Origin of the sequence: Nocardioides caldifontis (assembly GCF_008087345.1) — a bacterium.
GTDB classification, from domain to species: domain Bacteria; phylum Actinomycetota; class Actinomycetes; order Propionibacteriales; family Nocardioidaceae; genus Marmoricola_A; species Marmoricola_A caldifontis.
This window is the reverse complement of sequence record NZ_VHIB01000008.1, coordinates 163,370-187,704: the sequence shown is the minus strand read 5'-3', so window position 1 is coordinate 187,704 and position 24,335 is coordinate 163,370. Positions and strand designations below refer to the sequence as shown.

The 24,335-nt window shown below is 72.2% G+C and carries 20 protein-coding genes; 13 read left to right on the top strand and 7 right to left on the bottom strand.

Annotation, left to right across the window (positions count from 1 at the left end):
• Positions 1-81 precede the first annotated feature (81 nt).
• Positions 82-666: a GNAT family N-acetyltransferase gene (locus tag FIP57_RS15155; protein ID WP_238993545.1), complete on the top strand. Its 585-nt coding sequence runs from the start codon at positions 82-84 to the stop codon at positions 664-666.
• 47 nt (positions 667-713) lie between these two features.
• Positions 714-3,410 (top strand): DNA polymerase I, encoded by a 2,697-nt coding sequence (gene polA / locus FIP57_RS15150; RefSeq protein ID WP_148574377.1) that lies wholly within the window; start codon positions 714-716, stop codon positions 3,408-3,410.
• 23 nt (positions 3,411-3,433) lie between these two features.
• On the opposite strand, the gene FIP57_RS15145 is transcribed toward polA, so the two are convergent.
• Positions 3,434-4,669 carry a lipopolysaccharide biosynthesis protein gene (locus FIP57_RS15145; protein WP_238993498.1) on the bottom strand — a complete coding sequence of 412 codons (1,236 nt, stop codon included), beginning with the start codon at positions 4,667-4,669 and terminating at the stop codon, positions 3,434-3,436.
• Between the two features lie 218 nt (positions 4,670-4,887).
• Between FIP57_RS15145 and FIP57_RS15140 the strand changes: the two genes are divergently transcribed.
• Both FIP57_RS15140 and FIP57_RS15135 read left to right on the top strand, forming a co-directional pair.
• Positions 4,888-5,460 carry a hypothetical protein gene (locus FIP57_RS15140; protein ID WP_148574376.1) on the top strand — a complete coding sequence of 191 codons (573 nt, stop codon included), beginning with the start codon at positions 4,888-4,890 and terminating at the stop codon, positions 5,458-5,460.
• Positions 5,457-7,943: a hypothetical protein gene (locus FIP57_RS15135; protein WP_148574375.1), complete on the top strand. Its 2,487-nt coding sequence runs from the start codon at positions 5,457-5,459 to the stop codon at positions 7,941-7,943. The genes FIP57_RS15140 and FIP57_RS15135 overlap by 4 nt, the downstream gene beginning before the upstream one ends.
• Before the next feature lie 79 nt (positions 7,944-8,022).
• On the opposite strand, the gene FIP57_RS15130 is transcribed toward FIP57_RS15135, so the two are convergent.
• The gene (locus FIP57_RS15130) at positions 8,023-8,844 is read right to left on the bottom strand and encodes a class I SAM-dependent methyltransferase (RefSeq protein ID WP_238993497.1); all 822 of its coding nucleotides are present in this window, start codon (positions 8,842-8,844) and stop codon (positions 8,023-8,025) included.
• 257 nt (positions 8,845-9,101) lie between these two features.
• Here FIP57_RS15130 and rpsA point away from each other — a divergent pair, with 257 nt between their 5' ends.
• Positions 9,102-10,559 (top strand): 30S ribosomal protein S1, encoded by a 1,458-nt coding sequence (gene rpsA, locus FIP57_RS15125; RefSeq protein WP_148574374.1) that lies wholly within the window; start codon positions 9,102-9,104, stop codon positions 10,557-10,559.
• Between the two features lie 78 nt (positions 10,560-10,637).
• Positions 10,638-11,234, top strand: a complete 597-nt coding sequence (gene coaE, locus FIP57_RS15120; protein WP_148574373.1) for a dephospho-CoA kinase — start codon at positions 10,638-10,640, stop codon at positions 11,232-11,234.
• A 25-nt stretch (positions 11,235-11,259) separates the two neighbouring features.
• Here the strand turns inward: coaE and FIP57_RS15115 are convergent, their stop codons facing one another.
• Positions 11,260-12,210, bottom strand: a complete 951-nt coding sequence (locus tag FIP57_RS15115; protein WP_148574372.1) for a sigma-70 family RNA polymerase sigma factor — start codon at positions 12,208-12,210, stop codon at positions 11,260-11,262.
• 155 nt (positions 12,211-12,365) lie between these two features.
• Complete coding sequence (locus FIP57_RS15110) at positions 12,366-14,471, bottom strand: S9 family peptidase (protein WP_148574371.1); 2,106 nt, start codon at positions 14,469-14,471, stop codon at positions 12,366-12,368.
• Positions 14,472-14,502: 31 nt separating this feature from the next.
• Here FIP57_RS15110 and FIP57_RS15105 point away from each other — a divergent pair, with 31 nt between their 5' ends.
• The 3 genes from FIP57_RS15105 to FIP57_RS15095 are packed head-to-tail and all read left to right on the top strand — an operon-like array spanning position 14,503 to position 16,678.
• Positions 14,503-15,210 (top strand): 5-oxoprolinase subunit PxpA, encoded by a 708-nt coding sequence (locus FIP57_RS15105; RefSeq protein WP_238993496.1) that lies wholly within the window; start codon positions 14,503-14,505, stop codon positions 15,208-15,210.
• Positions 15,207-15,821, top strand: coding sequence for a 5-oxoprolinase subunit B family protein (locus tag FIP57_RS15100; protein WP_148574369.1), 615 nt, complete (start codon positions 15,207-15,209; stop codon positions 15,819-15,821). Before FIP57_RS15105 ends, FIP57_RS15100 begins: the two co-directional genes overlap by 4 nt.
• A complete protein-coding gene (locus FIP57_RS15095; RefSeq protein ID WP_148574368.1) occupies positions 15,818-16,678 on the top strand; it encodes a 5-oxoprolinase subunit C family protein in 861 nt (286 codons plus the stop codon). Before FIP57_RS15100 ends, FIP57_RS15095 begins: the two co-directional genes overlap by 4 nt.
• Here the strand turns inward: FIP57_RS15095 and FIP57_RS15090 are convergent.
• Complete coding sequence (locus tag FIP57_RS15090; RefSeq protein ID WP_148574367.1) at positions 16,653-17,963, bottom strand: DNA polymerase IV; 1,311 nt, start codon at positions 17,961-17,963, stop codon at positions 16,653-16,655. The two genes, FIP57_RS15095 and FIP57_RS15090, sit on opposite strands and share 26 nt — an antisense overlap.
• A gap of 159 nt (positions 17,964-18,122) precedes the next feature.
• On the opposite strand from FIP57_RS15090, the gene FIP57_RS15085 reads away from it, so the two are divergent.
• On the top strand, positions 18,123-19,151 hold the full coding sequence (locus tag FIP57_RS15085; protein ID WP_162529823.1) for a DUF4192 domain-containing protein: 1,029 nt from the start codon (positions 18,123-18,125) through the stop codon (positions 19,149-19,151).
• Here FIP57_RS15085 and FIP57_RS15080 read toward each other — a convergent pair.
• A complete protein-coding gene (locus FIP57_RS15080; RefSeq protein WP_148574365.1) occupies positions 19,135-20,079 on the bottom strand; it encodes an SDR family oxidoreductase in 945 nt (314 codons plus the stop codon). The two genes, FIP57_RS15085 and FIP57_RS15080, sit on opposite strands and share 17 nt — an antisense overlap.
• A 65-nt stretch (positions 20,080-20,144) precedes the next feature.
• Here FIP57_RS15080 and FIP57_RS15075 point away from each other — a divergent pair, with 65 nt between their 5' ends.
• Positions 20,145-21,611, top strand: a complete 1,467-nt coding sequence (locus FIP57_RS15075; RefSeq protein ID WP_148574364.1) for a glutamate-cysteine ligase family protein — start codon at positions 20,145-20,147, stop codon at positions 21,609-21,611.
• A 6-nt stretch (positions 21,612-21,617) separates the two neighbouring features.
• Here FIP57_RS15075 and FIP57_RS15070 read toward each other — a convergent pair whose 3' ends face one another.
• Positions 21,618-22,067: a hypothetical protein gene (locus FIP57_RS15070; protein ID WP_148574363.1), complete on the bottom strand. Its 450-nt coding sequence runs from the start codon at positions 22,065-22,067 to the stop codon at positions 21,618-21,620.
• A gap of 76 nt (positions 22,068-22,143) precedes the next feature.
• Between FIP57_RS15070 and FIP57_RS15065 the strand changes: the two genes are divergently transcribed.
• The gene (locus FIP57_RS15065) at positions 22,144-22,947 is read left to right on the top strand and encodes an HhH-GPD-type base excision DNA repair protein (protein WP_338039924.1); all 804 of its coding nucleotides are present in this window, start codon (positions 22,144-22,146) and stop codon (positions 22,945-22,947) included.
• On the top strand, positions 22,847-24,268 hold the full coding sequence (locus tag FIP57_RS15060) for an RNA polymerase sigma factor (RefSeq protein WP_338039933.1): 1,422 nt from the start codon (positions 22,847-22,849) through the stop codon (positions 24,266-24,268). The genes FIP57_RS15065 and FIP57_RS15060 overlap by 101 nt, the downstream gene beginning before the upstream one ends.
• Positions 24,269-24,335: the final 67 nt, after the last annotated feature.

Here is a 24,335-nt window from a genome sequence, read left to right as displayed (position 1 = left end):
CACCGGGACGGCGCCAGGGGTGGTGCGGATTCGTCCGGTGGGGTGGTGGATCCAATGGTTGGGAGGCCCTCGTTGACCCGTGTGCCGGTGCAGGTACGTGACGCCGTGGCAGGGGATGCCGGCGCGCTCGCGCTCCTGTGGGCGGAGATGCTGACGGCACACCGTTCCGACGGGGTGGAGCAGCCCGACGTGACGACCGCCCGGGCGATCGCCCGCGCTGCGGACGACCCGTGCGCCCGCATCGTGGTGGCGGTGACCGACGGCGAGGTGACGGGGTGCGTCTACCTCCGCATCGCCTCCGTCTCGCCGCTCGCCGAGCAGCCCGTGATGCACCTGAGCCACCTGCAGGTCGACACCCGCCGGACCCGGCAGGGGATCGGCCGGGCGCTCGTCGACGCCGCCGTCGCCTGGGCGGAGCAGAGCGGCGTCGAGGGGATCGTCGCGGCGCCGGGCGCCAACGACCGCGAGGCCAACCGGTTCCTGGCCCGGCTCGGGCTCGCCTCGGTCGCGGTGCTCCGCGGCGCCACCGTCGTCGCGGTCCGCTCGAAGCTCCCGACGGCGCCGCCGGTCGCGGCGCGCCAGTCCGGCCGCAACGGCCGGATGGTGGGCCACGTGGTGGCCGCCCGCCGCTCCCAGCGCCGCCGCCGCGGCGAGGTCGTCCTCTGAGGCTGCCGGGCCACCGGGCTGTCGGCGGCGCCGACTAGAGTCGCCGCGTGCCCGCGACCACGACAGCCACGACCACCAGCGGCCGTCCCCGGCTGCTCCTGCTCGACGGCCACTCACTGGCCTACCGGGCGTTCTTCGCGCTGCCCGCGGAGAACTTCTCGACGACGACGGGGCAGACGACCAACGCGGTCTACGGCTTCACCTCGATGCTGATCAACCTGCTCCGCGACGAGCAGCCGACCCACGTCGCCGTCGCCTTCGACGTCTCCCGTCAGACGTTCCGCTCGGAGGAGTACGTCGAGTACAAGGCCAACCGCTCGAAGACACCTTCGGAGTTCTCCGGCCAGATCCCGTTGATCAAGGAGGTGCTCAACGCCCTCCGGATCCCCTTCCTCGAGAAGCCCGGCTTCGAGGCCGACGACGTCCTCGGCACCCTCGCCACCCAGGCGATGGAGGACGACTTCGAAATCCTGATCTGCACCGGCGACCGCGACTCGTTCCAGCTCGTGAACGACCGGACGACGATCATCTACCCGATGCGCGGGGTCTCGGAGATGAAGCGGATGACCCCGGCCGCGGTCGAGGAGCGTTACGGGCTGCCCCCCCACCAGTACCCCGAGCTCGCCGCGATCGTCGGCGAGACCTCCGACAACCTTCCCGGCGTCCCCGGGGTCGGGCAAGGGTTCGCCGCCAAGTGGCTCAAGCAGTACGGCGACCTCGACGGCGTGATCGCGAACGCCGACAAGATCACCGGCAAGAAGGGGGAGGCCCTCCGCGAGCACCTCGGTGACGTGATGCGCAACCGCCAGCTCAACGCGCTGGTCTGCGACCTCGAGCTGCCGCTGCGGCCGCAGGACCTCGCGGTGCAGCCCTGGGACCGCCACGAGGTGCACACCGTCTTCGACTCGCTGGAGTTCCGGGTGCTGCGCGAGCGGCTCTTCGCCACGCTCGAGTCGGAGGAGGTCATCGACGCCGGCGGGTTCACGATGGAGACCGTGCGGCTCGCCCCCGGCGAGGTCGCGGGGTGGCTCGAGGCCCAGACCGGCGCCGACTGGGTCGGGGTGCAGGTCGACGGCAGCTGGCGTGCCGGCAGCGGTGACGTCCACGCCTTGGCGCTCGCCACCGAGACAGGGGCGGCGTGGCTCGACGCGACGACCGTGACCCCGGAGGACGACGCGGCCCTGGCGGCCTGGTTCGCCGACGAGTCGCGCCACAAGGTGCTCCACGACGCGAAGGGGCCGATGCTCGCGCTCGCCGCGCGGGGATGGCGGCTCCAGGGACTGGCCCGCGACACGGCGCTGTCGGCCTACCTGGCCCGCCCCGACCAGCGCTCCTACGACCTCGCCGACCTGACGGTGCGCTACCTCAAGCGCGAGCTGAAGGCCGAGGCCGAGGACGATGGCCAGCTGACCCTCGACGACGTCGGCGACACGACGGCGGGAGAGACCGCCATGCTGAAGGCGCGCGCGGTCCTGGACCTCGCGGTGGCGCTCGACGAGGAGCTCGCCGACCGCGGCGGCACCTCGTTGCTCACCGACGTGGAGCTGCCGCTGGTCATGGTGCTCACCGAGATGGAGCAGACGGGGATCGCGGTCGACGTCGAGCGGCTCGAGGCGCTCGAGGGCGAGTTCGCCGCCGGGGTGCGGGACGCCGCCGAGGAGGCCTACGCGGTCATCGGCAAGGAGATCAACCTCGGGTCGCCGAAGCAGCTGCAGGTGGTGCTCTTCGACGAGCTCGGGATGCCGAAGACGAAGCGGACCAAGACCGGCTACACCACCGACGCCGACGCGTTGCAGAGCCTGTTCGAGAAGACCGAGCACCCGTTCCTGCTCCACCTGCTGCGCCACCGCGACGTCGCCCGGTTGCGGCAGACGGTCGAGGGGCTGCTGAAGACGGTCATGCCCGACGGACGCATCCACACCACGTTCAACCAGCTGATCGCGGCGACCGGGCGGCTCTCGAGCACCGACCCCAACCTGCAGAACATCCCGATCCGCACCGAGGAGGGGCGCCGGATCCGCGAGGCGTTCGTCGTCGGGCCGGGATACGAGACGCTGATGACCGCCGACTACAGCCAGATCGAGATGCGGATCATGGCACACATGTCCGAGGACGCCGGGCTGATCGAGGCGTTCCGCTCCGGCATGGACTTCCACTCGGTGACCGCGGCGCGGGTCTTCGACGTCCCCGCCGAGGAGGTCACCGGGCCGATGCGGGCGAAGATCAAGGCGATGAACTACGGCCTTGCCTACGGGTTGTCGGCCTACGGGCTCGGGCAGCAGCTGCGGATCGAGCCCTCCGAGGCGCGCGGGCTGATGGACGAGTACTTCCAGACCTTCGGCGGGGTCCGCGACTACCTCGGCGGGATCGTCGACGAGGCCCGGCGCAGCGGGTTCACCGAGACCATCCTGGGCCGGCGGCGCTACCTCCCCGACCTCACCAGCGACAACCGGCAGCGTCGGGAGATGGCCGAGCGGATGGCGCTCAACGCCCCGATCCAGGGCTCGGCGGCCGACATCATCAAGGTCGCCATGCTCCGGGTGCGTGAGGCGATGGGGGCGGCGGGCATGGCCTCCCGGATGCTCCTCCAGGTCCACGACGAGCTGGTGTTCGAGGTCGCGCCGGGAGAGGTCGAGGCGCTCGAGGTGCTGGTCCGGCAGCAGATGGCCGGTGCGGCCGACCTCGCCGTACCCCTCGACGTGTCGGTGGGCACCGGCGCGAGCTGGCACGAGGCCGCGCACTAGGCGCGGTCCGCGGCAGCAACGCCTCAGGTGGCCGCGGGCTGCTGCTGCCGCCGCAGGGTGAGCAGCACCAGCACGACGAGCAGCACCGCCTCCACGGCGACCACCGTCACCAGCAGGCCGTGCAGCGACCCGGCGCCGAGGGTGAGCGCGACCAGCACCGCGAGCCCGACCCAGACGACGCCGACGAGCCAGCGGTCCTGCTGGGCGACGACGTTGTAGACGAGCAGCTGGGTCATCGCCCAGATCGTGCCGACGGCGGCGAACGCCCAGAGGTCGGAGGCGAGCTCCTCGTACTCCCGGCCGCCGATGAACTGCACGGCGAGCTCCTGGAGCAGCCAGGCGCCGGCGGTGGCGACCGCGCCGATGGCGAGCACCAGGCCGAGGGCCCGCAGGGTCATCGCGCGCGAGCTGGCCTCCGACGACATCGACGGGAACGCCACGACCACGACGAACTGGGGCAGGAAGAGCACCGCCTTGGCGAGGATCAGCCCGCCGGCGTAGAGCCCGGCGTCGTGCTCGTCGAGGGTGATCCGGGCGATGACGACGTCGGCGTTCGACAGCGCGAAGAAGGCCAGCAGCGCCAGCGAGTTGTGGAACAGCTCGCGCACCACGCGGCGGCTGCTGCCCGGCTGGGGAGCGGCGGTGCGGTCGCGCCGTGCCGGGTGGCGCAGCAGGAAGAAGCCGAGGACGACCGGCGCGAAGGCGCCGACCGCCACGCCGACCATCGCCCCGGTGGCGCCGCCGAGGAGCACCAGGAGGGCCAGCCCCATCACCACTCGGCCGAGCCCGACGGCGACGTAGATGGCCGCCAGGGGGAGCCAGCGGCGTTCGCCCTGGAGGAGCCCGGCCTGGCCGCCCATGATCGTGAGCGGCACGGCGGTCACGGCGATGAGCGCCGCGGGCACCCAGCTGTCGAGCCGCAGCACGAGGGTCACCACCGGCGAGGCCGCCAGGCAGAGGAGCCCCAGCGCGGCCGCGGAGCGGTAGGTGGCGGCGAGGATGTCGGACTCGATGCGGTGCACCTGGTCGTTCGGCGAGGCCGAGACCCGGCGGGCCGCGGTCGCCTGGAGCCCGAGGGAGACGACGTTGACCACGAGGAGGAGCCCCATGAGCGCCGCGAGGGCGCCGTACTCCCGGGGACCGAGGTAGCGCGCAGCGATGATCGTGAAGCCGTACGTCGCGACGTTCATCACGCCCATCGCGACGGCGATGATCCCCGTTCCCACCAACCACGACGGCAGTTGTCGGGACCCTGGCACGGGCGCAACGCTACGACAGTCGCGGGAGGGCACCTACGTCCCGTCCCTTGTGCGCATGTGCGTAGCCTCTCCGGTCGAGAGCGCCGTCACGTCGAGCGTTTCCGGCGCGCGGCCCGCATCGGATTCGTACTTCCCAGTAACAACGTCTACTGTGACCTCCGCGCCGGGATGGCGTGAGACAGATCACGGGGCCGGAGGGCCGGGAGGAGTGCGTACACGTGCGCGCACGCGTTGTGGTGGGTGTGGGCTTGGCGGCCGCGGTCGCCTTGCTCATCATGGTGGGCGACTGGCTCGACCTCGAGGTCGAGCCCGTCGTGTTGTTCGGGGCGTGCACGGGTGCAGTGGCTGCCCTCGTACCCGTCGGCAGTGCTGCGGCGCGGCTGAGCGGCCTCTTCGCCGGCGCCAGCGTCGCCTGGGTCGGCTACGTGCTCCGCGCCTCGTTGCTTCCTGACGTCGCAGCCGGCCACGCCGTGGCGGCCGCCTCGATCGTGCTGGTCTGCCTCGGGATCACCGTGGTGGCGCGCCGTCGGATGCAGCTGTGGATGCTGCTCTTCGGCGTGGCCGCCTACGTCGGCGCCTACGAACGCACTTACGACGAGGCACCCCCGGAGGTTCTGTCCACGTCGCTCAGCACCGCTACCGCGCTCGTACTGAGCGTCGGTCTTGGGTGGCTGGCGGTCGCATGGTCGGCGCCCGAGGCGCCGCCGCGCGTGCCGAAGGGTCACCGCCACCCCCCTGACGGCGACGACGACGTCGTCGCGCTCGACTCGATCCTGGAGACCAACCGATGAACACGACCCTGAGGCTGTGGGCGCCGGCAGCCGCGCTGGCGTCCGTGAGCTCGATCGCCGCAGCCCTGACCGCGTATCCCGCCTTCGCCGCGGGCGGCGACGTCGAAGTGGTGAACACCGAGACGGTCCAGGTGTACATGGACGCCACCGGTGACGTGAGGAGCTCGCGGATCTACGAGCAGGTGGCGTTGACGGGCAACGGCACAGTCGACCTCACGAACCCCGTCGTCGTCGACGGGTTGCGGAACCTCGACGGTTTCGGTGGATTCAAGACGAAGGGCGACGAGCAGGTCGTCAATCTCTCCGTCGATGGTGAGGAGAACCTGCGGTCGGTGAGCGACTACGAGGGAGACCTGCCGCTGGAGGTGGTTGTCCAGTACCGGTTGGACGGCGAAGAGGTCGACCCTCAGGACGTCGTGGGTGCGTCCGGCGACCTCGAAGTCACCTACACGATCCGGAACGTGACGCGGGAGATGCAGACGCTCACGTTCCCGGACGGCAAGGGAGGGACCGTCAGCCAGGAAGCTGAGGTCATGCTGCCCCTTGTCGGTAGCCTCACCACCGAGCTGCCGGGCAGCTTCCGCGACGTGGAAGCCCCAGGTGCCAACCTGGCAGGGGACGGCAAGGGCGGAACGCGCCTCAGCTACACGATGACGTTGCTGGCCCCTGTGGGCTCGGACACGGCGACGTTCGGCTACAGCGCCGAGGTCGTCGACGGGCTGGTGCCGGACACCTCCATCTCGGTCCTTCCCGTCGACCCCTTCGACACCCCCTCCTTCGCCTCTGCGGGCGAGTCCTACCAGGCTGGTGCCGCCACGGGGGCAGAACTCACCCAGGGCGCCACGCAGATCGACCAGAACCTCCTCAAGCTCCGTGACGGGGCCGCGGACCTGCTTGCCGGGCTCCTGCAGCTCCGCGACGGTGCCGACCAGCTGAAGCAGGGGCTCACCGAGGACGCCGTTCCCGGCGCCGGGCTGCTCTCGGACGGCGCCGCGGAGCTCCGACAGGGGCTCGGTCGACTCGAGCACGGCGCCGGTCGGCTCGCTGACGGTACCCGGCGCGTGGCCGACGGCGCCGAGGAGGTCGAGGACGGCGCCGGGAAGGTTGCCGGCGGTTCCCGCCAGCTCTCGGTCGGTTCCCGAGAGGCAGCCCGTGGTGGCCGTGAGCTCACGAGAGGGCTGAGCAGGATCAGTGAAGGACTCGATCAGCTGGCCGGCGTCGAAGGGCTGCCTGCAGCACAGGAAGGGGTGGTCCAGCTCCAGGACGGTGTCGACACGATCCTCGAAGGCTTCGGCGATGCAGGCGATCCCGAGTCGCTCATCGGCGGGCTGACCGAGCTCGACGCAGGCTTGGTGCAGCTTTCGGCTGGTTCCGGCGAGCTGGTCACCGGCCTCACCACGCTGAGGGACGGTCTGGGGAGCGCCAAGGGCGGCGTCGACGCTGTCCGCCAGGGCCTCGCGGCGGCGATCGAGCAGGCCGGCGGCGCCGGCGAGCTGGTCACCGCTCTCCGCGGCGTGGCGAACAGCAACCCCGCCTGCAGCGCGGACCCCACTTGTCAGCAGACGCTGCTGACCATCGCCCAGCAGGTCGAGGGGCTGCTCGGCCAGCTCGGAGGGCTCGGAACGGCGGTCCAGGGGCTGGGCGAGGTCTCCGACGGCCTCGGAGGAGCCATCGCGGAGCTCACCGAACCGGCAGGCCGCATCATGGCGGGCGCCCTGGCAATCCAGGCGGGGCTGACCGATGCGAAGGCGGGCAGCACCCGGCTGCTCGGCGGCGCGCAACTGCTGCGGGGCGGGGTGCAGGACGTCCGTGCTGGGCTCGACCAGCTCGGCGTCGGACTCGCCTCGGCCGTCGACGGGGTCCTGCAGCTCAACAGCGGTGCGGGCGACGCTGTCACCGGCAGCGGGGAGCTGGCCGCCGGGCTGGGTGAGATCGCCGACGGGGCTGGGGACCTCGCTGATGGCGCTGGAACGCTGGCGGAGGGCTCCGGCGAGCTGTCGGACGGGGCCGGGGACCTCGCCGACGGCGCGGGTGAGCTGGCCGACGGGACTGCCGAGGCGTACGACGGCTCAGGTCAGCTGGCTGACGGCGCGGGTGATCTCGCAGAAGGCCTGGTCGGCGCGGCCGACGGTTCCGAGCTGTTGGCCAACGGTGTGGGTGAGGCGGCTGACGGCGCTCCCCAGCTCCGGGACGGCGCGCAGCGGCTCTCCGACGAGGGCACCTCGAAGCTCGTGGATGCAGGAGAGGCCACGGCGCAGGAGTACGGCGCGATGTACGCCGCTCTCGAAGCCGGCGCGGAGCGAGCCCGCGAGAGCAAGATGGTCGTCGGCGCGCCGGAGGGCGCGTTGGGACTGGCGGCATACAGCTTCGAGATCCAGGGCGAGGACGGCGAGGGCGGCCGCAACGTCGCCCGTGGCATTGCAGGGCTCGCGATCATGGCAGCAGGAGCCGGGGTGTTCGCGCTGCGTCGTCGGCTGCTCTGACAGGAGCAGCGGGCCCACGGCACGTGGATGGGGCGTGCCACTCGCCGGCGCCCCGTCCGTCGGCCTTGGGAACGCGCAGTCAGAGCACCAGGTCGGCGACGAAGATCGCCGTCCCGGGGACGAGCCTGCCGCGCAGCGGCCCCCACCCGCCCCACACCCGGTCCAGCCCCTCGGGCCACTGCGGCTCGTGGAGGGCCCGGAGGGCGAACCCGGACCGGTGCAGGTGGGCCACCCAGTCGCCCAGGGTGCGGTGGTGCTCGACGTACCTCGGGGTCCCGTCGTCGTCCTCCTCGACGTACGGCGTCCGGTCCCAGTAGCTGCTGGTGATCCGGAGCCCCTCGGGGCCGGCGTCGTCGGGCATGGACCAGCGCACCGGGTGGGTGACCGAGAAGGCGAAGGTGCCCCCGCGGCGGAGCACCCGGGCGACCTCGTCGACCATCGGCTGCGCCTCGGCGACGAACTGCAGCGCGCCGAACGACGAGAAGACGATGTCGAACACCCCGTCGGCGAACGGGATTGCGGTCGCCGTGGCGCAGACGGAGGGGACCGTGATGCCGGTCGCCTCGTCGATCCGCCGGGAGTGCTGCAGCTGCCGCTCGGAGAGGTCGAGGCCGTAGGCGAGCGCGCCCTGGCTGCGCAGCCACCGGGCGCACTGGCCGGCGCCGCTGCCGAGCTCGAGCACCTGTCTCCCGACGTGCTGGGCTGGGTCGCCGAGCACCTGGAGCTGGGCCTCCTGGTGCCCCTCGGGGCCCCAGACGAACCCGACGTCGCCGAGGAACTCCCCGTGCATCTGCTGGTACTCGTCGGCGTAGAGGTCCCAGTCGCCGCGGTTGGCCCGCCGCGAGTCGTCCTCGGAGACGTCGCGCCGCACGGGGTGGACGCTGTCGGGCGTGGTGGTCACTCCTGGGTTGTACCCCAAGGTGCGACCCGGGGGCTCCGGTGTCCGGGGGGAGGAGGGGGCGCGGCGGCGGGTTGGACTCCACCGGAGGGCAGCACGTAGACTGGCGGGTGCGTGTGGAGTCTGCCGGGCTACGGACAGAGGTGGCTCCCGCTCGCTACTCGTGAACGGCCCCGTCGGGTCGAGGAAACCTCAGGTAGTGAAACCGGACTTCGCGTGCGCCCGAACGACGAGACCCACCCGAAGGTTCCCTACTCCTTATGACGAGCACTCCCACTCTTCCGGCCAGCCAGCTGCCGCAGGTCGCGGTCAACGACATCGGCTCGGAAGAGGACTTCCTCGCCGCCATCGACGAGACCATCAAGTACTTCAACGACGGCGACATCGTCGAAGGCACCATCGTGAAGGTCGACCGGGACGAGGTCCTGCTCGACATCGGCTACAAGACCGAGGGTGTCATCCCGAGCCGCGAGCTCTCGATCAAGCACGACGTCGACCCCGCCGAGGTCGTCGAGGTCGGTGACCAGGTCGAGGCCCTGGTCCTCCAGAAGGAGGACAAGGAGGGCCGGCTGATCCTGTCCAAGAAGCGCGCGCAGTACGAGCGCGCCTGGGGCACGATCGAGAAGGTCAAGGAGGAGGACGGCGTCGTCACCGGCACCGTCATCGAGGTCGTCAAGGGCGGCCTCATCCTCGACATCGGCCTCCGCGGCTTCCTCCCGGCCTCGCTGGTCGAGATGCGGCGCGTGCGCGACCTCCAGCCCTACGTCGGCAAGGAGCTCGAGGCGAAGATCATCGAGCTCGACAAGAACCGCAACAACGTGGTCCTGTCCCGCCGGGCGTGGCTCGAGCAGACCCAGAGCGAGGTCCGGCAGGGCTTCCTCACCCAGCTGCAGCGCGGCCAGATCCGCAAGGGTGTCGTCTCCTCGATCGTCAACTTCGGTGCGTTCGTGGACCTCGGCGGCGTCGACGGCCTGGTGCACGTCTCCGAGCTGTCGTGGAAGCACATCGACCACCCGAGCGAGGTCGTCACCGTCGGTGACGAGGTCACCGTCGAGGTCCTCGACGTGGACATGGACCGCGAGCGGGTCTCCCTGTCGCTGAAGGCGACGCAGGAGGATCCGTGGCAGCACTTCGCGCGGACCCACCAGATCGGCCAGATCGTGCCGGGCAAGGTCACCAAGCTGGTGCCGTTCGGCTCGTTCGTCCGGGTCGAGGAGGGCATCGAGGGGCTCGTCCACATCTCCGAGCTCGCCGAGCGCCACGTCGAGATCCCGGAGCAGGTCGTCCAGGTCAACGACGAGGTCATGGTCAAGATCATCGACATCGACCTCGAGCGTCGCCGGATCTCGCTGTCGCTGAAGCAGGCCAACGAGACCGCCACCGCGGCGGACGTCGAGGAGTTCGACCCGACGCTCTACGGCATGTCGGCGACCTACGACGAGCAGGGCAACTACATCTACCCCGAGGGGTTCGACCCGGAGACGGGCGAGTGGCTCGAGGGCTACGAGGAGCAGCGGGAGGCCTGGGAGAAGCAGTACGCCGAGGCCCACGCCCGCTGGGAGGCCCACGTCAAGCAGCAGCAGGAGGCGCGGAAGGCCGACGCGGAGGCCGGCGAGGCCACGTCGTACTCCTCCGAGGCCCCGGCGCAGGAGGGCGGCTCGCTCGCCAGCGACGAGGCGCTCCAGGCGCTGCGCGACAAGCTCACCGGCGGTCAGTGACCCACTGACTCCACCGGAGCGCGCTCACGACGGGCGGTCACCCTCAGGGGTGGCCGCCCGTCGGTCATACTCGGGCGCGTGCGAGTAGGACTCACGGGCGGGATCGCGTCGGGGAAGAGCGCCGTCTCGGCGGTGCTCCGGGAGCTCGGCGCGGTCGTGATCGACGGCGACCAGCTGGCCCGTGAGGTGGTCGCGAAGGGGACGCCGGGGCTCGACGCGGTCGTCGAGGAGTTCGGCGACGCCGTCCTGACCGCCCACGGCGAGCTCGACCGGCCGGCGATGGCGCGGATCGTCTTCTCCGACGAGGAGGCCCGCAAGCGGCTCGAGGCGATCGTCCACCCGCTGGTCTACGAGGAGGTCCGCCGGCTGGAGACCGAGGCCCCCGAGGGTGCGGTGGTGGTCCACGACCTTCCGTTGCTCGCGGAGTCGGGTCGGGCCGGCACCTTCGACGCGGTGCTCGTCGTGGACGCTCCCGAGGAGCTGCAGGTGCAGCGGATGGTGGAGCGCCGCGGTTGGACGGAGGAGGAGGCCCGGGCGCGGATGGCGGCCCAGGCCACCCGCGAGCAGCGGCGGGCGATCGCCACCCACGTCATCGACAACAGCGGCACGCTCGAGGAGCTGCGCGCCCAGGTGACGGCTCTCTACGCGAAGCTGGCCCCACCCCGGGAGGGGTGAGGCCAGCGGCTGCTCGGTGCCGAGGTCAGGCGGCGATGTCCGGGTCGGCGAGCGTGCGGAGCTTCTGCAGCGCCTCCCGCTCGAGCTGGCGGACCCGCTCGGCGGAGATGCCGTGCTTCGCGCCGATGTCGGCCAGCTTGTGGACCCGCCCGTCGACGAGGCCGTAGCGCGCCCGGATGATGTCGGCCGCGCGCTCGTCGAGCCGCTCGACGAGGTGGCTGAGCCGGTCACGGGACTCGACGTCGATGAAGTTCGCGTCGGGGCCCGGGGCGGTCTCCTGGGCGATCAGGTCGCCGAGAGAGGTGTCGCCGTCCTCGTCCACCGGGGTGTCGAGGCTGACGTGCTCCCGGCTCCAGGTCATCAGGTCGATGACGCGGTCGAGGTCCATCCCGAGCTCGGTGGCGATCTCCTCCGGCTCCGGGTCGTGGCCGAGCTGCCGCTCGAGCGTGCGCCGGGCGGCGTTGACCTGGTTGATCTCCTCGACCACGTGGACGGGGAGCCGGACGACACGGGCCTGCTGGGCGATGCCGCGGGTGATCGCCTGACGCACCCACCAGGTGGCGTACGTCGAGAACTTGAACCCCTTGGTGTAGTCGAACTTCTCGACCGCCCGGATCAGGCCGGTGTTGCCCTCCTGGACCAGGTCGAGCATCGGCATCTGGCTGCGGCCGTACTTCCGGGCGATGGAGACGACGAGCCGGAGGTTCGCGGTGATGAACTGCTGGACGGCCCGACGGCCCTCCTCAGCGATCCACTCGAGCTCCTCCTGGGTGGCACGCTTGGGGGCACCACCCTTGCGGCGGCCGACGCGGCCGGTGGCAAGCAGGTGCTCGGCGAAGAGCCCGGCCTCGATCGTCTTCGCCAGCTCGACCTCGGTGATGGCGTCGAGCAGCGGAGTGCGCGCGATCTCGTCGAGGTACAGACCGACGCTGTCGCGTCCCTCGATCTCGCGCTGGTGCGAAGTAGTAGCTGCCACGTCCCATCCCTTTCCCTGTGCGGATGCGCCAAAACGTGCGTCTCACGCATCCTTCACAACGCCTCCGAGTGGCGTCGGATTCCCGTTCTCAGTCACCAGTTCGGACGACCGGCAACCCTGCGAAGTTGCGGTGCGGGGAAGGTTTCAGGGAACTCTCAGGCGAGCCCCACGCGGTCGAGCACCCACGCGTAGCTGAACGCCCGGTCGCGCCACGCGTTGTAACGGCCGCTGACCCCTCCGTGGCCGGCGGCCATCTCCGTCTTCAGCAGCACGTCGTCGCCGTTCTCGGCGGTGGCCCGCAGCCGCGCCACCCACTTCGCCGGCTCGACGTAGAAGACCCGGGTGTCGTGGAGCGAGGTCTCCGCGAGGATCGCCGGGTAGCGCTTGGCCTCGACGTTCTCGTACGGCGTGTAGGACTTCATGTAGGCGTAGACCTCCGGGTCCTCGAGCGGGTTGCCCCACTCCTCCCACTCGCCGACGGTCAGCGGCAGCGACGGGTCGAGGATCGTCGTGAGCGCGTCCACGAACGGCACGTCGGCGACGATGCCGACGAAGGCCTCCGGAGCGAGGTTCGCCACAGCGCCCATCAGCAGCCCGCCCGCGCTGCCGCCCTCCGCGACGAGCCGGTCGGGAGCCGTCCACCCGTCGGCGGCCAGATGGCGTGCGCACGCGATGAAATCGGTGAACGTGTTGCGCTTGTGGAGCATCTTGCCCTCGTCGTACCACCGCCGGCCGAGCTCGCCGCCACCTCGCACGTGGGCGATCGCGAACCCCATGCCGCGGTCGAGCAGGGAGAGCCGGGAGATCGTGAAGTACGGGTCGATCGAGGTCTCGTAGGCGCCGTACCCGTAGAGCAGGAACGGCATCGAGCCGTCGCGCGGGGCGCCGGCGGGCACGACGATCGACATCGGCACCCGGGTGCCGTCGTCGGCGGTCGCCCAGGCGCGGTGCTGCTCGTACCTCGACGGGTCGAAGTCGCCGAGCACCGGGGTCTGCTTCAGCACCGTGCGCTCCCCGGTGCGCAGGTCGAGCTGGTGGACCGCCGGCGGGGTGGCCATCGTGGTGTGGGCGAACCGCAGGACCGGCTGGTCGAACTCGGGGTTCCCGGCCGGCCCGACGGTGTAGAGCGGGTGCTCCATCTCCACCAGCTCGTCGGAGGCGATGCCGTCGTCCCCGAGGCGGAGCAGCCGCAGCTGGGTGAGCCCGTCGCTGCGCTGGGAGACCACCAGGTGGGTCGCGAAGGCGTCCACGTCCTCGAGCCGCACGGCCGGGTCGTGGGGGAGCAGCGGCTGCCACTGCTCGTGGCTCGTCGCGTCGACGGGGGCGACGGCGAGCTCGAAGTTCTCCGCGCCGTCGTTGTGGAGCACCAGCAGGACGTCCTCGCCGCCGATGACCGCGTGCTCGACGCTGTACTCGACGCCGGGCCGCCGGGGCGCCACGACGCGGGGCTTCCCCGTCGGGTCGTCGGCGTCGAGGAGGAGGTACTCCGTCGTCGTCTTGCTGCCGCTGGCGACCACGATGAACCGGTTGCTGCGAGTGCGGCCGACCGAGACCCAGAACCGCTCGTCGGTCTCGTGGTGGACCACGACGTCCTCTGACGGGTCGGTGCCGAGGCGGTGCCGCCAGATCTTGTCGTTGCGCCAGGCGTCGTCGTGGGTGGTGTAGAAGAGGTGCTTCCCGTCGAGCGACCAGGTGGCGCCGTACGACGTGCCGGGGACCTGGTCGGGGAGGAGCTCGCCGGTGGTGAGGTCCTTGACCTGCAGCAGGAACCGCTCGTCACCGGTCGTGTCGGTGCTGAAGGCGAGCAGCGTCCCGTCCGGGCTCACCGAGCTCGCGCCCAGGGAGAAGAACTCGTGGCCCTCGGCGAGCTCGTTGACGTCGAGGAGCACCTCCTCGCCCTCGACGGGCCCCTCGTCGCCGTCGGTCGGCGGCAGCCACTGGTCGGGGTCGGTGACGGGGCGACGGCAGGAGGTGCCGTACTGCTTCCCCTCCTTCGTGCGGCTGTAGTACCAGTGGCCGCGGATCCGGACCGGCACCGACAGGTCGGTCTCCTTGGTGCGGCTGCGGATCTCCTCGAAGAGGGTCTCGCGCAGGGGCGCGAGGTGCGCGGTGCGTTCCCGGGTGTACTCGTTCTCCGCCTCGAGGTAGGCGAGGGTGTCGGGCGACTCCTTGTCGCGCAGCCACTCGTACTCGTCGACGAACACGTCGCCGTGGTGGACCCGTTCCTTCGGCACCCGCTTGGCGACGGGAGGTCTCAGCATGGGGGCGAGGATACGGGTGCACAATCGGCGCGTGAGCAGCCGTCGGGTGGACCTGAACGCCGACCTCGGCGAGGAGGTCACCGACGACGAGGCGCTGCTCGCCGTCGTCACCTCCGCCAACGTCGCCTGCGGCTTCCACGCGGGCAACGCCACCACCATGCGGCTGGTCTGCGAGGGCGCAGCCGAGCGCGGCGTCCGGATCGGCGCCCAGGTGTCGTACGCGGACCGCGAGGGGTTCGGCCGCCGCCCGCTCGACGTGCCCACCGACGTGTTGCGCGAGCAGGTGGCCGAGCAGGTCGGCGTGCTCTCGCAGATCGCGGCCACGGCAGGTGTCGAGGTCGCCTACGTCAAGCCGCACGGCGCGCTCTACAACCGCGTGGTCGACGACGAGGAGCAGGCTCGTGCGGTGCTCGAGGGCTCGGGGCGGCTGCCGGTCCTCGGCCTGCCGGGCGGGCGGCTGCTCGCCCTCGCGGCGCAGGCGGGGCGGGCGACGTTCCTCGAGGCGTTCCCGGACCGCGCGTACGTCGAGGGGGCGGACGGATCCCGCCGGCTGATGCCGCGCGACCGCCCCGGGGCCGTGCTGCACGAGCCCGCCGAGATCGCGGCCCGGGCGGTCGAGCTCGCCGACGGGGTGCACTCGCTCTGCGTGCACGGTGACGGCCCGACCGCGGTGGCCGCGGCCCGCGCGGTCCGCGAGGCGCTCGAGGGCTCCGGGCTGTCCGTGGAGCCGTTCGCGTGAGGGTGCTCCCGGTCGGCGTCGACGCGCTGCTCGTCGAGGTCGCCTCGGCGGAGGAGGCCACCTCGTTGTACGCCGCTGCCCGGTCGGCGTCCGTGGGGGCCCGCGTCGGGGTGGGCGACGTCGTGCCCGCGGCCAGGACCGTGCTGTTCGACGGGGTGCGCGACCGCGAGGCTCTGGAGCGGTGGCTCGCAGGCGTCGACCTCGCGGCCCGGCCGGCGGACGAGCGGCGCGACCCGGTGGTGCTGCCGACCGTCTACGACGGCGAGGACCTCGATGACGTCGCGAGGGCCTGGGGCATGACCCGCGCCGAGGCGGTCGCCACCCACAGCGGCACGGAGTTCACGGTCGCGTTCTGCGGCTTCGCACCCGGGTTCGCCTACTGCACGGGGCTGCCCGAGGAGCTCGCGGTTCCCCGGCTCGAGCGGCCGCGGGTGCGGGTGCCTGCCGGGTCGGTCGGTGTCGCGGGGCCCTTCACCGGCGTGTACCCGCGCACCTCGCCGGGCGGGTGGCGGCTCCTCGGGCGCACCGACGCGCGGCTGTGGGACGCGGCGGCCGAGCCGCCGGCGCTCCTCGCCCCCGGCACCGTGGTCCGGTTCGAGGAGGTCTCGTGAGGGCGGTCCGGGTGGTGGCCACCGGCCCTCTGGTGACCGTCCAGGACGCCGGACGCGTGGGCTTCGCACACCTGGGCGTGCCGCGGTCGGGGTGGCTCGACGACCCCGCGGCGCGGCTCGCGAACCGGCTCGTCGGCAACCCCGAGGACGCGGCCGTGCTCGAGGTGGTCCTCGGTGGGCTGGTGCTCGAGCCGACCGCCGCCATGGCCGTCGCGGTGACCGGGGCCCCGGCCGAGGTGCGGGTCGGCGACAGGTCCGTCGCCCACGGTGCGGCGGTGCCCGTGCGCGCCGGCGCCCGGCTCTCGCTCGGGACGCCACCGGCCGGGCTGCGCAGCTACGTGGCGCTCGCCGGGGGAGTGGCGGTCGAGCCGGTGCTCGGCTCCCGGGCCACGGACACCTTGTCGGGCACCGGTCCGCCCACGGTGGCGGCGGGCGACGTGCTCCCAGTCGGCGCCGCCACCGGGGAGCCGTCCGCCGCCGAGGCCGTGCCCGGACAGCCGGGTCCTGCGGTGCTCGAGGCCACCCCAGGTCCCCGCGCCGACTGGTTCACCGCGGCGGCGCTCGGGACGCTCGCCACCTCGGCGTACACCGTGGAGCCGGCGTCCGACCGCGTCGCGCTGCGGCTCTCGGGGCCGCCGCTCGGGCGCGCGGTGACCGCGGAGCTGCCCAGCGAGGGGATGGTGCTGGGGGCCGTGCAGGTGCCGCCCGACGGGCAGCCCGTCGTGTTCCTCGCCGACCACCCGACCACCGGCGGCTACCCGGTGGTCGCAGTCGTCGACCGCACCTCGGTCTGGCGCTGCGCCCAGCTGCGGCCGGGGGAGCAGCTCCGGTTCAGGGTTCGCGGGGCGCCGCGCTGAGCTGCGGGTCGTCGGCGCGGAAGGTGCGCACCGGTCCCGGTCCGCTCTCGGCGGTCTCGAACCGGACCGTCACCCGGCCGACGCCGGACCCCCACACCCAGCCCGGACCGTGCTCGGCGTGCACGACGTCCATGCCGGGGTGCCAGCCGCGGCGACGGGCGAACCGCTCCAGCTCGGCGTCGGGCACCACCGGCTCCTCGGTGGCCGGGGCCTCCTCGCCGAACAGGTCCTCCTGGATCCAGTCGGCGAGCCCGGAGACGCCCACGCCGAGCAGCCGCACCCCGTCGGTGGTGTCGACCTCGGCGAGGAGCGACCGCGCGAGCCGCGCGACGACCGCGGGGTTGTCGGTCGGCGCCGCCAGCGTCGTGGAGCGGCTGTGGGTGGTGAAGTCGTGGAGCCGCACCTTGATCGTCACCGTCCGGCCGGAGAGCCGGGCCTCGCGCAGCCGCGCGGCGATCTTCTGGGCCTGGCGCTCGAGGAGCCCCTCGAGGAGCCGCCGGTCCACGATGTCGGTGTCGTAGGTGTCCTCGGCGCTGATCGACTTGGCCTCCCGCTCGGCCACGACGGGGCGGTCGTCGCGGGCGCGGGCCAGGAGGTACAGCCCGTGGCCGTGCGCCTGGCCGACCAGCCGGACCAGCTCCTCCTCCGAGCTGCGGACGAGGTCCGCGACGGTGGTGACACCGACCCGACGGAGCCGCTCGGCGGTGGCCGGGCCGACGCCGGGGATCGTGGTCACGGGCAGCGGGTCGAGCAGCGCCTGCTCCTCGCCCGGCGGGACGACGACGAGCCCGTCCGGCTTGCGCAGGTCGCTGCCGATCTTGGCGACCAGCTTGGAGGTGCCGATCCCCACCGACGCGGTCAGCCCTCCGGTGACCTCCCGGACCCGCTCCTTGAGCTCCTCGCCGACCTGGGTCACGGTCGCGACCGTGTGGTCCGGCAGGTCGGCGGCGGCGAGGTCGACGAACGCCTCGTCGAGCGAGAGCGGCTCCACGAGCGCGGAGAGCGCGCGGAGCTCCGCCATCACCAGGTCGCTGACCTGGCGGTAGACGTGGTGCCGTCCCGAGAGGTACGCCGCGTGGGGGCACCGTGACCTCGCCTCCCGGGTGGACATCGCCGACCGCACGCCGTACGCCCGGGCCTCGTAGGACGCCGTGGCGACGACCCCGCGCCCGCCCACGCCGCCCACGACGACGGGCTTGCCCCTCAACGACGGCTTGTCGCGCTGCTCCACCGCGGCGTAGAACGCGTCGAGGTCGACGTGGAGGATCGTCGGCTCGGCGCGCACGCGCACATCATGACGCGAGCCCCTGCTCACCGGCTCCGGCGAGTGACCGCTCCCCTGGTCGAGGCCGTCCACCATGCACAGCCCGCCGCCGATCCCCTTGTCCACAGGGCGTTCTCGGCATTGCGCGCCGGCGTTCGTCCTGGGGCAGGTTCACCGGCCATGACGACCGACACCGACCCGCCCATCCGCATCACCGACGAGACCGACCTGCTGGCCCTCGTGCCCTACACGCTCGGGTTCCACCCGGAGCAGTCGCTGGTGCTGCTGCTCTTCTCGGGGAGCCGGCCCTTCCAGGCGCGCTTCGACCTGCCGCACGACCCGGCGGAGCTGCTGCCCGTGGTCGAGGAGCTGATGGGCACCGTGCTCGACCACTTGTCCTGCCGGAGCGGCGGGCGGCGGGGCCGCGGCGTCCGTGGCGTGCGCGGCGTCGTGGTCGCCTACACCGACGAGGCGCTGCTGGCCGAGGCGGCGACCGCGCGGGTGGTGGACCTCCTCGAGGCCGAGGGCGTGGAGGTGCTCACCCGGCTCCGCGCCGACGGCGCCAGGTGGTGGCGGCTGGGGCTCCACGCGGTCGGGCCCGACGGCGACCGCGGGCATCCCTACGACCTCACCGACCACCCGCTCACCACCCGCGGGGTCTACGAGGGGAAGGTGACCTTCCGGAGCCGCGACGAGCTCGCGGCCTCCCTCCGCCCGACGGCCGACCACGCCGACGCGGTGACGGCCGTCGCCGTCGCCCACGCCTCGCTCGGTCCGTTGCCGACGGGGGAGGAGGAGCTCCGCGAGGAGGCCGCCTGGGCGCGGCGGACCACGCGCCGCAGGACGGGCACCGCGCGGCCGCTGCGTCCGCGGCAGGTGGCCCGGCTGCTGCGGGCGGTGGCCGATCCCGACGTGCGCGACGTGGTCTGGTGCGACTGGACGAAGGAGGGTGCGCCGGACCAGGTGCGGTTCTGGCGGGAGGTGGTGCTCCGCAGCCCCGACGACCTCGTCGGGCCGGCGGCGGCGCTCTGCGGCCTCGCGGCCTGGCTCAGCGGGGACGGTGCGCTCGCCTGGTGCGCTGTGGACCGCTGCTTCGCGGGCGACCCGGGCCACAGCCTGGGCCGCATCGTCTCGGACCTGCTCGACCGTGCCGTGCCCCCGACCGTCTGGCGCCCGGTGAGCCCGAAGTCGCTCAGGTTCGCGGTGTGACCGGCTCGCGGTCCTCGCGCACGTCAGCGGCCAGGTTGCGCGCGGAGGTCGAGCGGCCGAGCCGTGCCACCTCCTCGTCCATGCGGGGGAGGAGCGTCGGGGCGTGCTGCAGCGTCGGGCGCTCGCCCAGCGGCGTGGTGAGGAGCATCCGCGCCTGGGCGACGGCGCCGACCCATCCGGGCACGTAGACCCGGCGGCTGCGGCGCTCGAGGCCGTCGACGAATGCCTGCACGCACGTCTCGACGTCGGTGGTCCGCTTCAGCGGACCGGGGAGCCGGTGGATCATCTCGCGGAACGCCGACAGGTCACGCTTCGCGTCCTGCACGAGCGGGGTGTCGACCCACGACGGGTGCGCGGTGCCGACCATGACGCCGTGGTGGGCGACCTCGAGCCGGAGCGCGTTGGCGAGGTGCTCGACGCCCGCCTTGCTGGCGTTGTAGGCCACCAGCCCCGGAGCCGGCGCGAAGGCGGCGAGGGAGGAGACGACGAGGATGTAGCCGCGCCGCTCGATGACCGACGGGAGCGCGGCGCGGACGGTGTGGAAGACCCCGTTGACGTTGACGTCGAGCACCCGGCGGAAGGTCGCCGGGTCGACGCCCATGACGGAGCCGTAGCTCGCGATCCCCGCGTTGGCGAGGACCAGGTCGATCCCTCCGAACCGCTCCACCCCGCGTCGTACGGCGTCCTCCATGGCGGCCAGGTCGCAGACTTCCGCCACGATCCCGAGGGCGTGCTCCTCGCCGAGGCCGGCGACCACCTCGTCCAGGGCCTTCCGGTCGACGTCGGTGAGGACCACCCGGACCCCGCGGCCGACCAGCGCGGCGGCCGTAGCGGCGCCGATCCCGCGGGCACCTCCGGTGACGAGGGCCACCTTGCCGGCGAGGTCGGTGCGGGGGGAGGACCGGCGGAGCCTGGAGGTGAGGAGCATGGAGCACACCCTGGCAAGAGGCCGCGTCCCCTGTCACGTGGGGCGCGGCGCTCTAGTGTGTGCGCATGGGCGAGGAAGTCGAGCAGCAGTCCTTCACCCGCGAGGACCGGACTCGCTACCGGGAGAAGGTCCGTGCGTGCCTCGACGTCCTCGAGCGGATGCTGGTGCAGTCGCGCTTCGACGCCGACCAGCCGGCCACCGGGCTCGAGATCGAGCTCAACCTCGTCGACGAGGACGAGGAGCCGGCGCTGCGCAACATGGAGGTCCTCGAGGCCCTCGGTGACCCGGACTTCCAGACCGAGCTGGGGCAGTTCAACCTCGAGATCAACGTCGCCCCCAAGCGGCTGGTCGACCAGGGGCTGTCGGCGTTCGTCGAGGGAGTGCGCAACAGCCTCAACGCCGCCGAGGCCGCCGCGAACGACGTCGGCGCGCGGCTGGTGATGGTCGGGATCCTGCCGACGCTGACCGAGCGCCACCTCCAGCGCGACGTGCTCAGCGGGAACCCCCGCTACCAGCTGCTCAGCGACGAGATCCTGGCCGCCCGCGGCGAGGACATCGTGCTCGACATCGACGGTCCGGAGCGGCTGCGGGTCACCGCGGACTCGATCGCCCCGGAGGCGGCGTGCACGAGCACCCAGCTCCACGTGCAGGTCAGCCCCGAGGAGTTCCCGGCGTACTGGAACGCCTCCCAGGCGATCTCGTCGCTCCAGCTAGCCGTGGGCGCCAACTCGCCGTACCTGCTGGGCCACGAGCTGTGGCGCGAGACCCGCATCGCGCTGTTCGAGCAGGCGACCGACACCCGCGCGGAGGAGCTGAAGGCGCAGGGCGTGCGTCCCCGGGTGTGGTTCGGCGAGCGGTGGATCACCTCGTTGTTCGACCTCTTCGAGGAGAACGTGCGGTACTTCCCCTCGCTGCTGCCGGTCCTCTCCGACGAGGATCCCGCCGCGGTCCTCGAGGCCGGCGGCACCCCGCAGCTCGACGAGCTGCGGCTGCACAACGGCACGATCTACCGGTGGAACCGCCCGGTCTACGCCGTGGTCGACGACACCCCCCACGTCCGGGTGGAGAACCGCGTGCTCCCGGCGGGGCCGACCGTGATCGACACGGTCGCGAACGCCGCGTTCTACTTCGGGCTCGTCCGCACGCTGGCCGAGCAGGACCGACCGGTGTGGTCCCAGATGTCGTTCACCGCTGCGGAGGAGAACTTCCACGCCGCGGCCCGCAACGGCCTCGACGCCCGTGTCTACTGGCCGGGCGTCGGTCAGGTGCCCGCCTCCGAGCTCGTCGTCCGGCGGCTGCTCCCGCTGGCCGCCGAGGGGCTCGACTGCTGGGGCGTCGACGCCGAGCAGGCCGGCGAGCTGCTCGACATCATCGAGCGACGCTGCGTGACCGGGCGCAACGGTGCGTCCTGGATGGTCGACCAGGTCGGCGCGCGCGCGGGCGAGGGCGACCGCCACGAGGTGCTGCGCCGGGTGCTGCGCGACTACCGCGAGCGGATGCACGAGAACCAGCCGGTCCACGAGTGGGACTGACGCTCGTCACGACGCCGAGAGCCTGAGCCGCCGCCAGGTCGTCGATTCGCCGGTCACCACGTCGAGCCACCCGGTGTGGGTGACCGTGCGGAAGGTGACGAGCCCGACCTCGCGCGCCTCGAACGCGTGACGCGCCGCGGCGTGCCAGAGCTGGTCCTCGTCGTGGAGGTTGGGCACGCCGGGACGGGTCGTCCAGGCGCAGGCCGGCCCGTCGTCTTGGCCCCGGTCGGGGGACTGGTCGAGCCACTGGTCGAGCCACTGGTCGAGGACCGCGTCGACCACATCGAAGCGGAGCCCCGCGTCGAGCTCGCGGGGCGGCGGCCACGGCAGCGTCGCGGTCACCCGGGGTCCCGCCGGGACCCCGACGTTGACCGTCAGCGGCAGCGCGCGCCGTCGGTGGGCAGCACGCGTCCGCCCCACCTCCAGCCGCCACTCCGCGTCCCCGACCGTCGCCACCGGCCACAGTCTGCCGGGCCTCGACGACAGACGGAGCCGGGTCTCCACAGCTGCGGGAGCAGGGCAGGATGAGGGCATGGCACTGAACCTCACCGGCGACCCGAAAGCGGACGCCGTCCTCGACGAGAACCCCTTCGCCCTCCTGGCCGGGATGATGCTCGACCAGCAGTTCCCGATGGAGCGCGCTTTCGCCGGCCCCGCCAAGGTGCTCGAGCGGTTCGGCTCGCTCGACCCGGCCGAGATCGCCGTCGCCGACCCCGACGAGTTCGCGGCGCTGTGCAGCGTGCCGCCCGCGATCCACCGGTTCCCGGGATCGATGGCCGCGCGGCTGCAGGCGCTGGCGGCGCACGTGGTCGACGTCTACGAGGGCCGCACCGAGCGGCTGTGGGAGGAGGCGGCGGACGGGCGCGACCTGCTGAAGCGGATCGGCGCGCTCCCGGGGTTCGGCAAGCAGAAGGCGCAGATCTTCGTCGCGCTGCTGGGCAAGCAGCGCGGCGTCCGCCCCGACGGCTGGGAGGCGGCAGCGGGTGCGTACGCCGAGCCGGGCTCGTTCCGCTCGGTGGCCGACGTCGTCGACGGCCCGTCGCTGGAGCGCGTGCGCGCCTTCAAGAAGGAGCAGAAAGCCTCGGCGCGTCGCTCGTCAACACGCGGGGTTCGTCTTGGAAAGCGTTGGCGGCGTGCCACAATGACACGTGCGGCACTTGACGACTCCGGGCTTTGCCGCGCCCCGCAACACTTCGGACGAGAGGTAGTTCGTGTCTTCGAGCACGTCCCGCAAGCTGTCCCCCGAGGCGCTCACACATCCCGACGTCGTCGCCCTGGTCAAGCTGGGCAAGGCAGTCGGCCAGGTTCCCGCCGAGGCGGTCCGTCAGACCAGTGAGGCAGCGGGGATCCCTCCGCACCAGCTGCGGGCCCTCGTCAAGCTGCTCAGCGACGAGGGTGTCGGCGTCGACCTCTCCGCCGGTGACGCGGTCGGCCGCAAGCACGTCGCCGCCGCGACCTCGACGGCGAAGAAGGTGACGACGGCTGCTGCCAAGAAGTCGGCGGCGAAGAAGAGCCCGGCGAAGAAGGCTGCAGGCGACAAGAAGGACGCCGCGCCCGCCGAGGGTGCCGCGGCGCCGGCCGTGGGACCGGACGGCAAGAAGGTGCTGCCCGACATCCCGGACGAGGAGTTCGAGAAGGACCTCGCCCAGGACCCGACGCTGAAGGAGGAGGAGGACGAGAGCAAGGGCTTCGTCATCTCCGCGGCGGACGACACCGACGAGCCCATCCAGCAGGTCATGGTCGCGGGTGCGACCGCCGACCCGGTCAAGGACTATCTCAAGCAGATCGGCAAGGTCCCGCTCCTCAACGCGGAGATGGAGGTCGAGCTCGCCAAGCGCATCGAGGCCGGCCTCTTCTCGGAGGAGAAGCTCGCCAAGGGCGGCAAGATGAGCGAGAAGCTCCAGGAGGAGCTCGAGTGGATCGCCGAGGACGGTCGCCGCGCCAAGAACCACCTCCTCGAGGCGAACCTCCGGCTCGTCGTCTCGTTGGCCAAGCGCTACACCGGCCGCGGCATGCTCTTCCTCGACCTGATCCAGGAGGGCAACCTCGGTCTGATCCGTGCGGTCGAGAAGTTCGACTACACCAAGGGCTACAAGTTCTCCACCTACGCGACGTGGTGGATCCGCCAGGCGATCACCCGCGCGATGGCCGACCAGGCCCGCACCATCCGCATCCCGGTGCACATGGTCGAGGTCATCAACAAGCTCGCCCGCGTCCAGCGGCAGATGCTGCAGGACCTCGGGCGCGAGCCCACTCCGGAGGAGCTCGCCAAGGAGCTCGACATGACCCCGGAGAAGGTCATCGAGGTGCAGAAGTACGGCCGCGAGCCGATCTCCCTGCACACTCCCCTCGGCGAGGACGGCGACAGCGAGTTCGGTGACCTCATTGAGGATTCCGAGGCCATCGTCCCCGCTGACGCGGTCTCCTTCACGCTGCTGCAGGAGCAGCTCCACGCCGTGCTCGACACGCTCTCCGAGCGCGAGGCGGGCGTGGTCTCGATGCGGTTCGGCCTCACCGACGGCCAGCCGAAGACCCTCGACGAGATCGGCAAGGTGTACGGCGTGACCCGCGAGCGGATCCGCCAGATCGAGTCGAAGACCATGTCGAAGCTCCGCCACCCGAGCCGTTCGCAGGTGCTGCGGGACTACCTCGACTGATCCGGGCTGGTCATTTTTCCCGGTTGTGCCCCCTTTCGGCACCCGGGACGGCAGGATGACGCCCGGG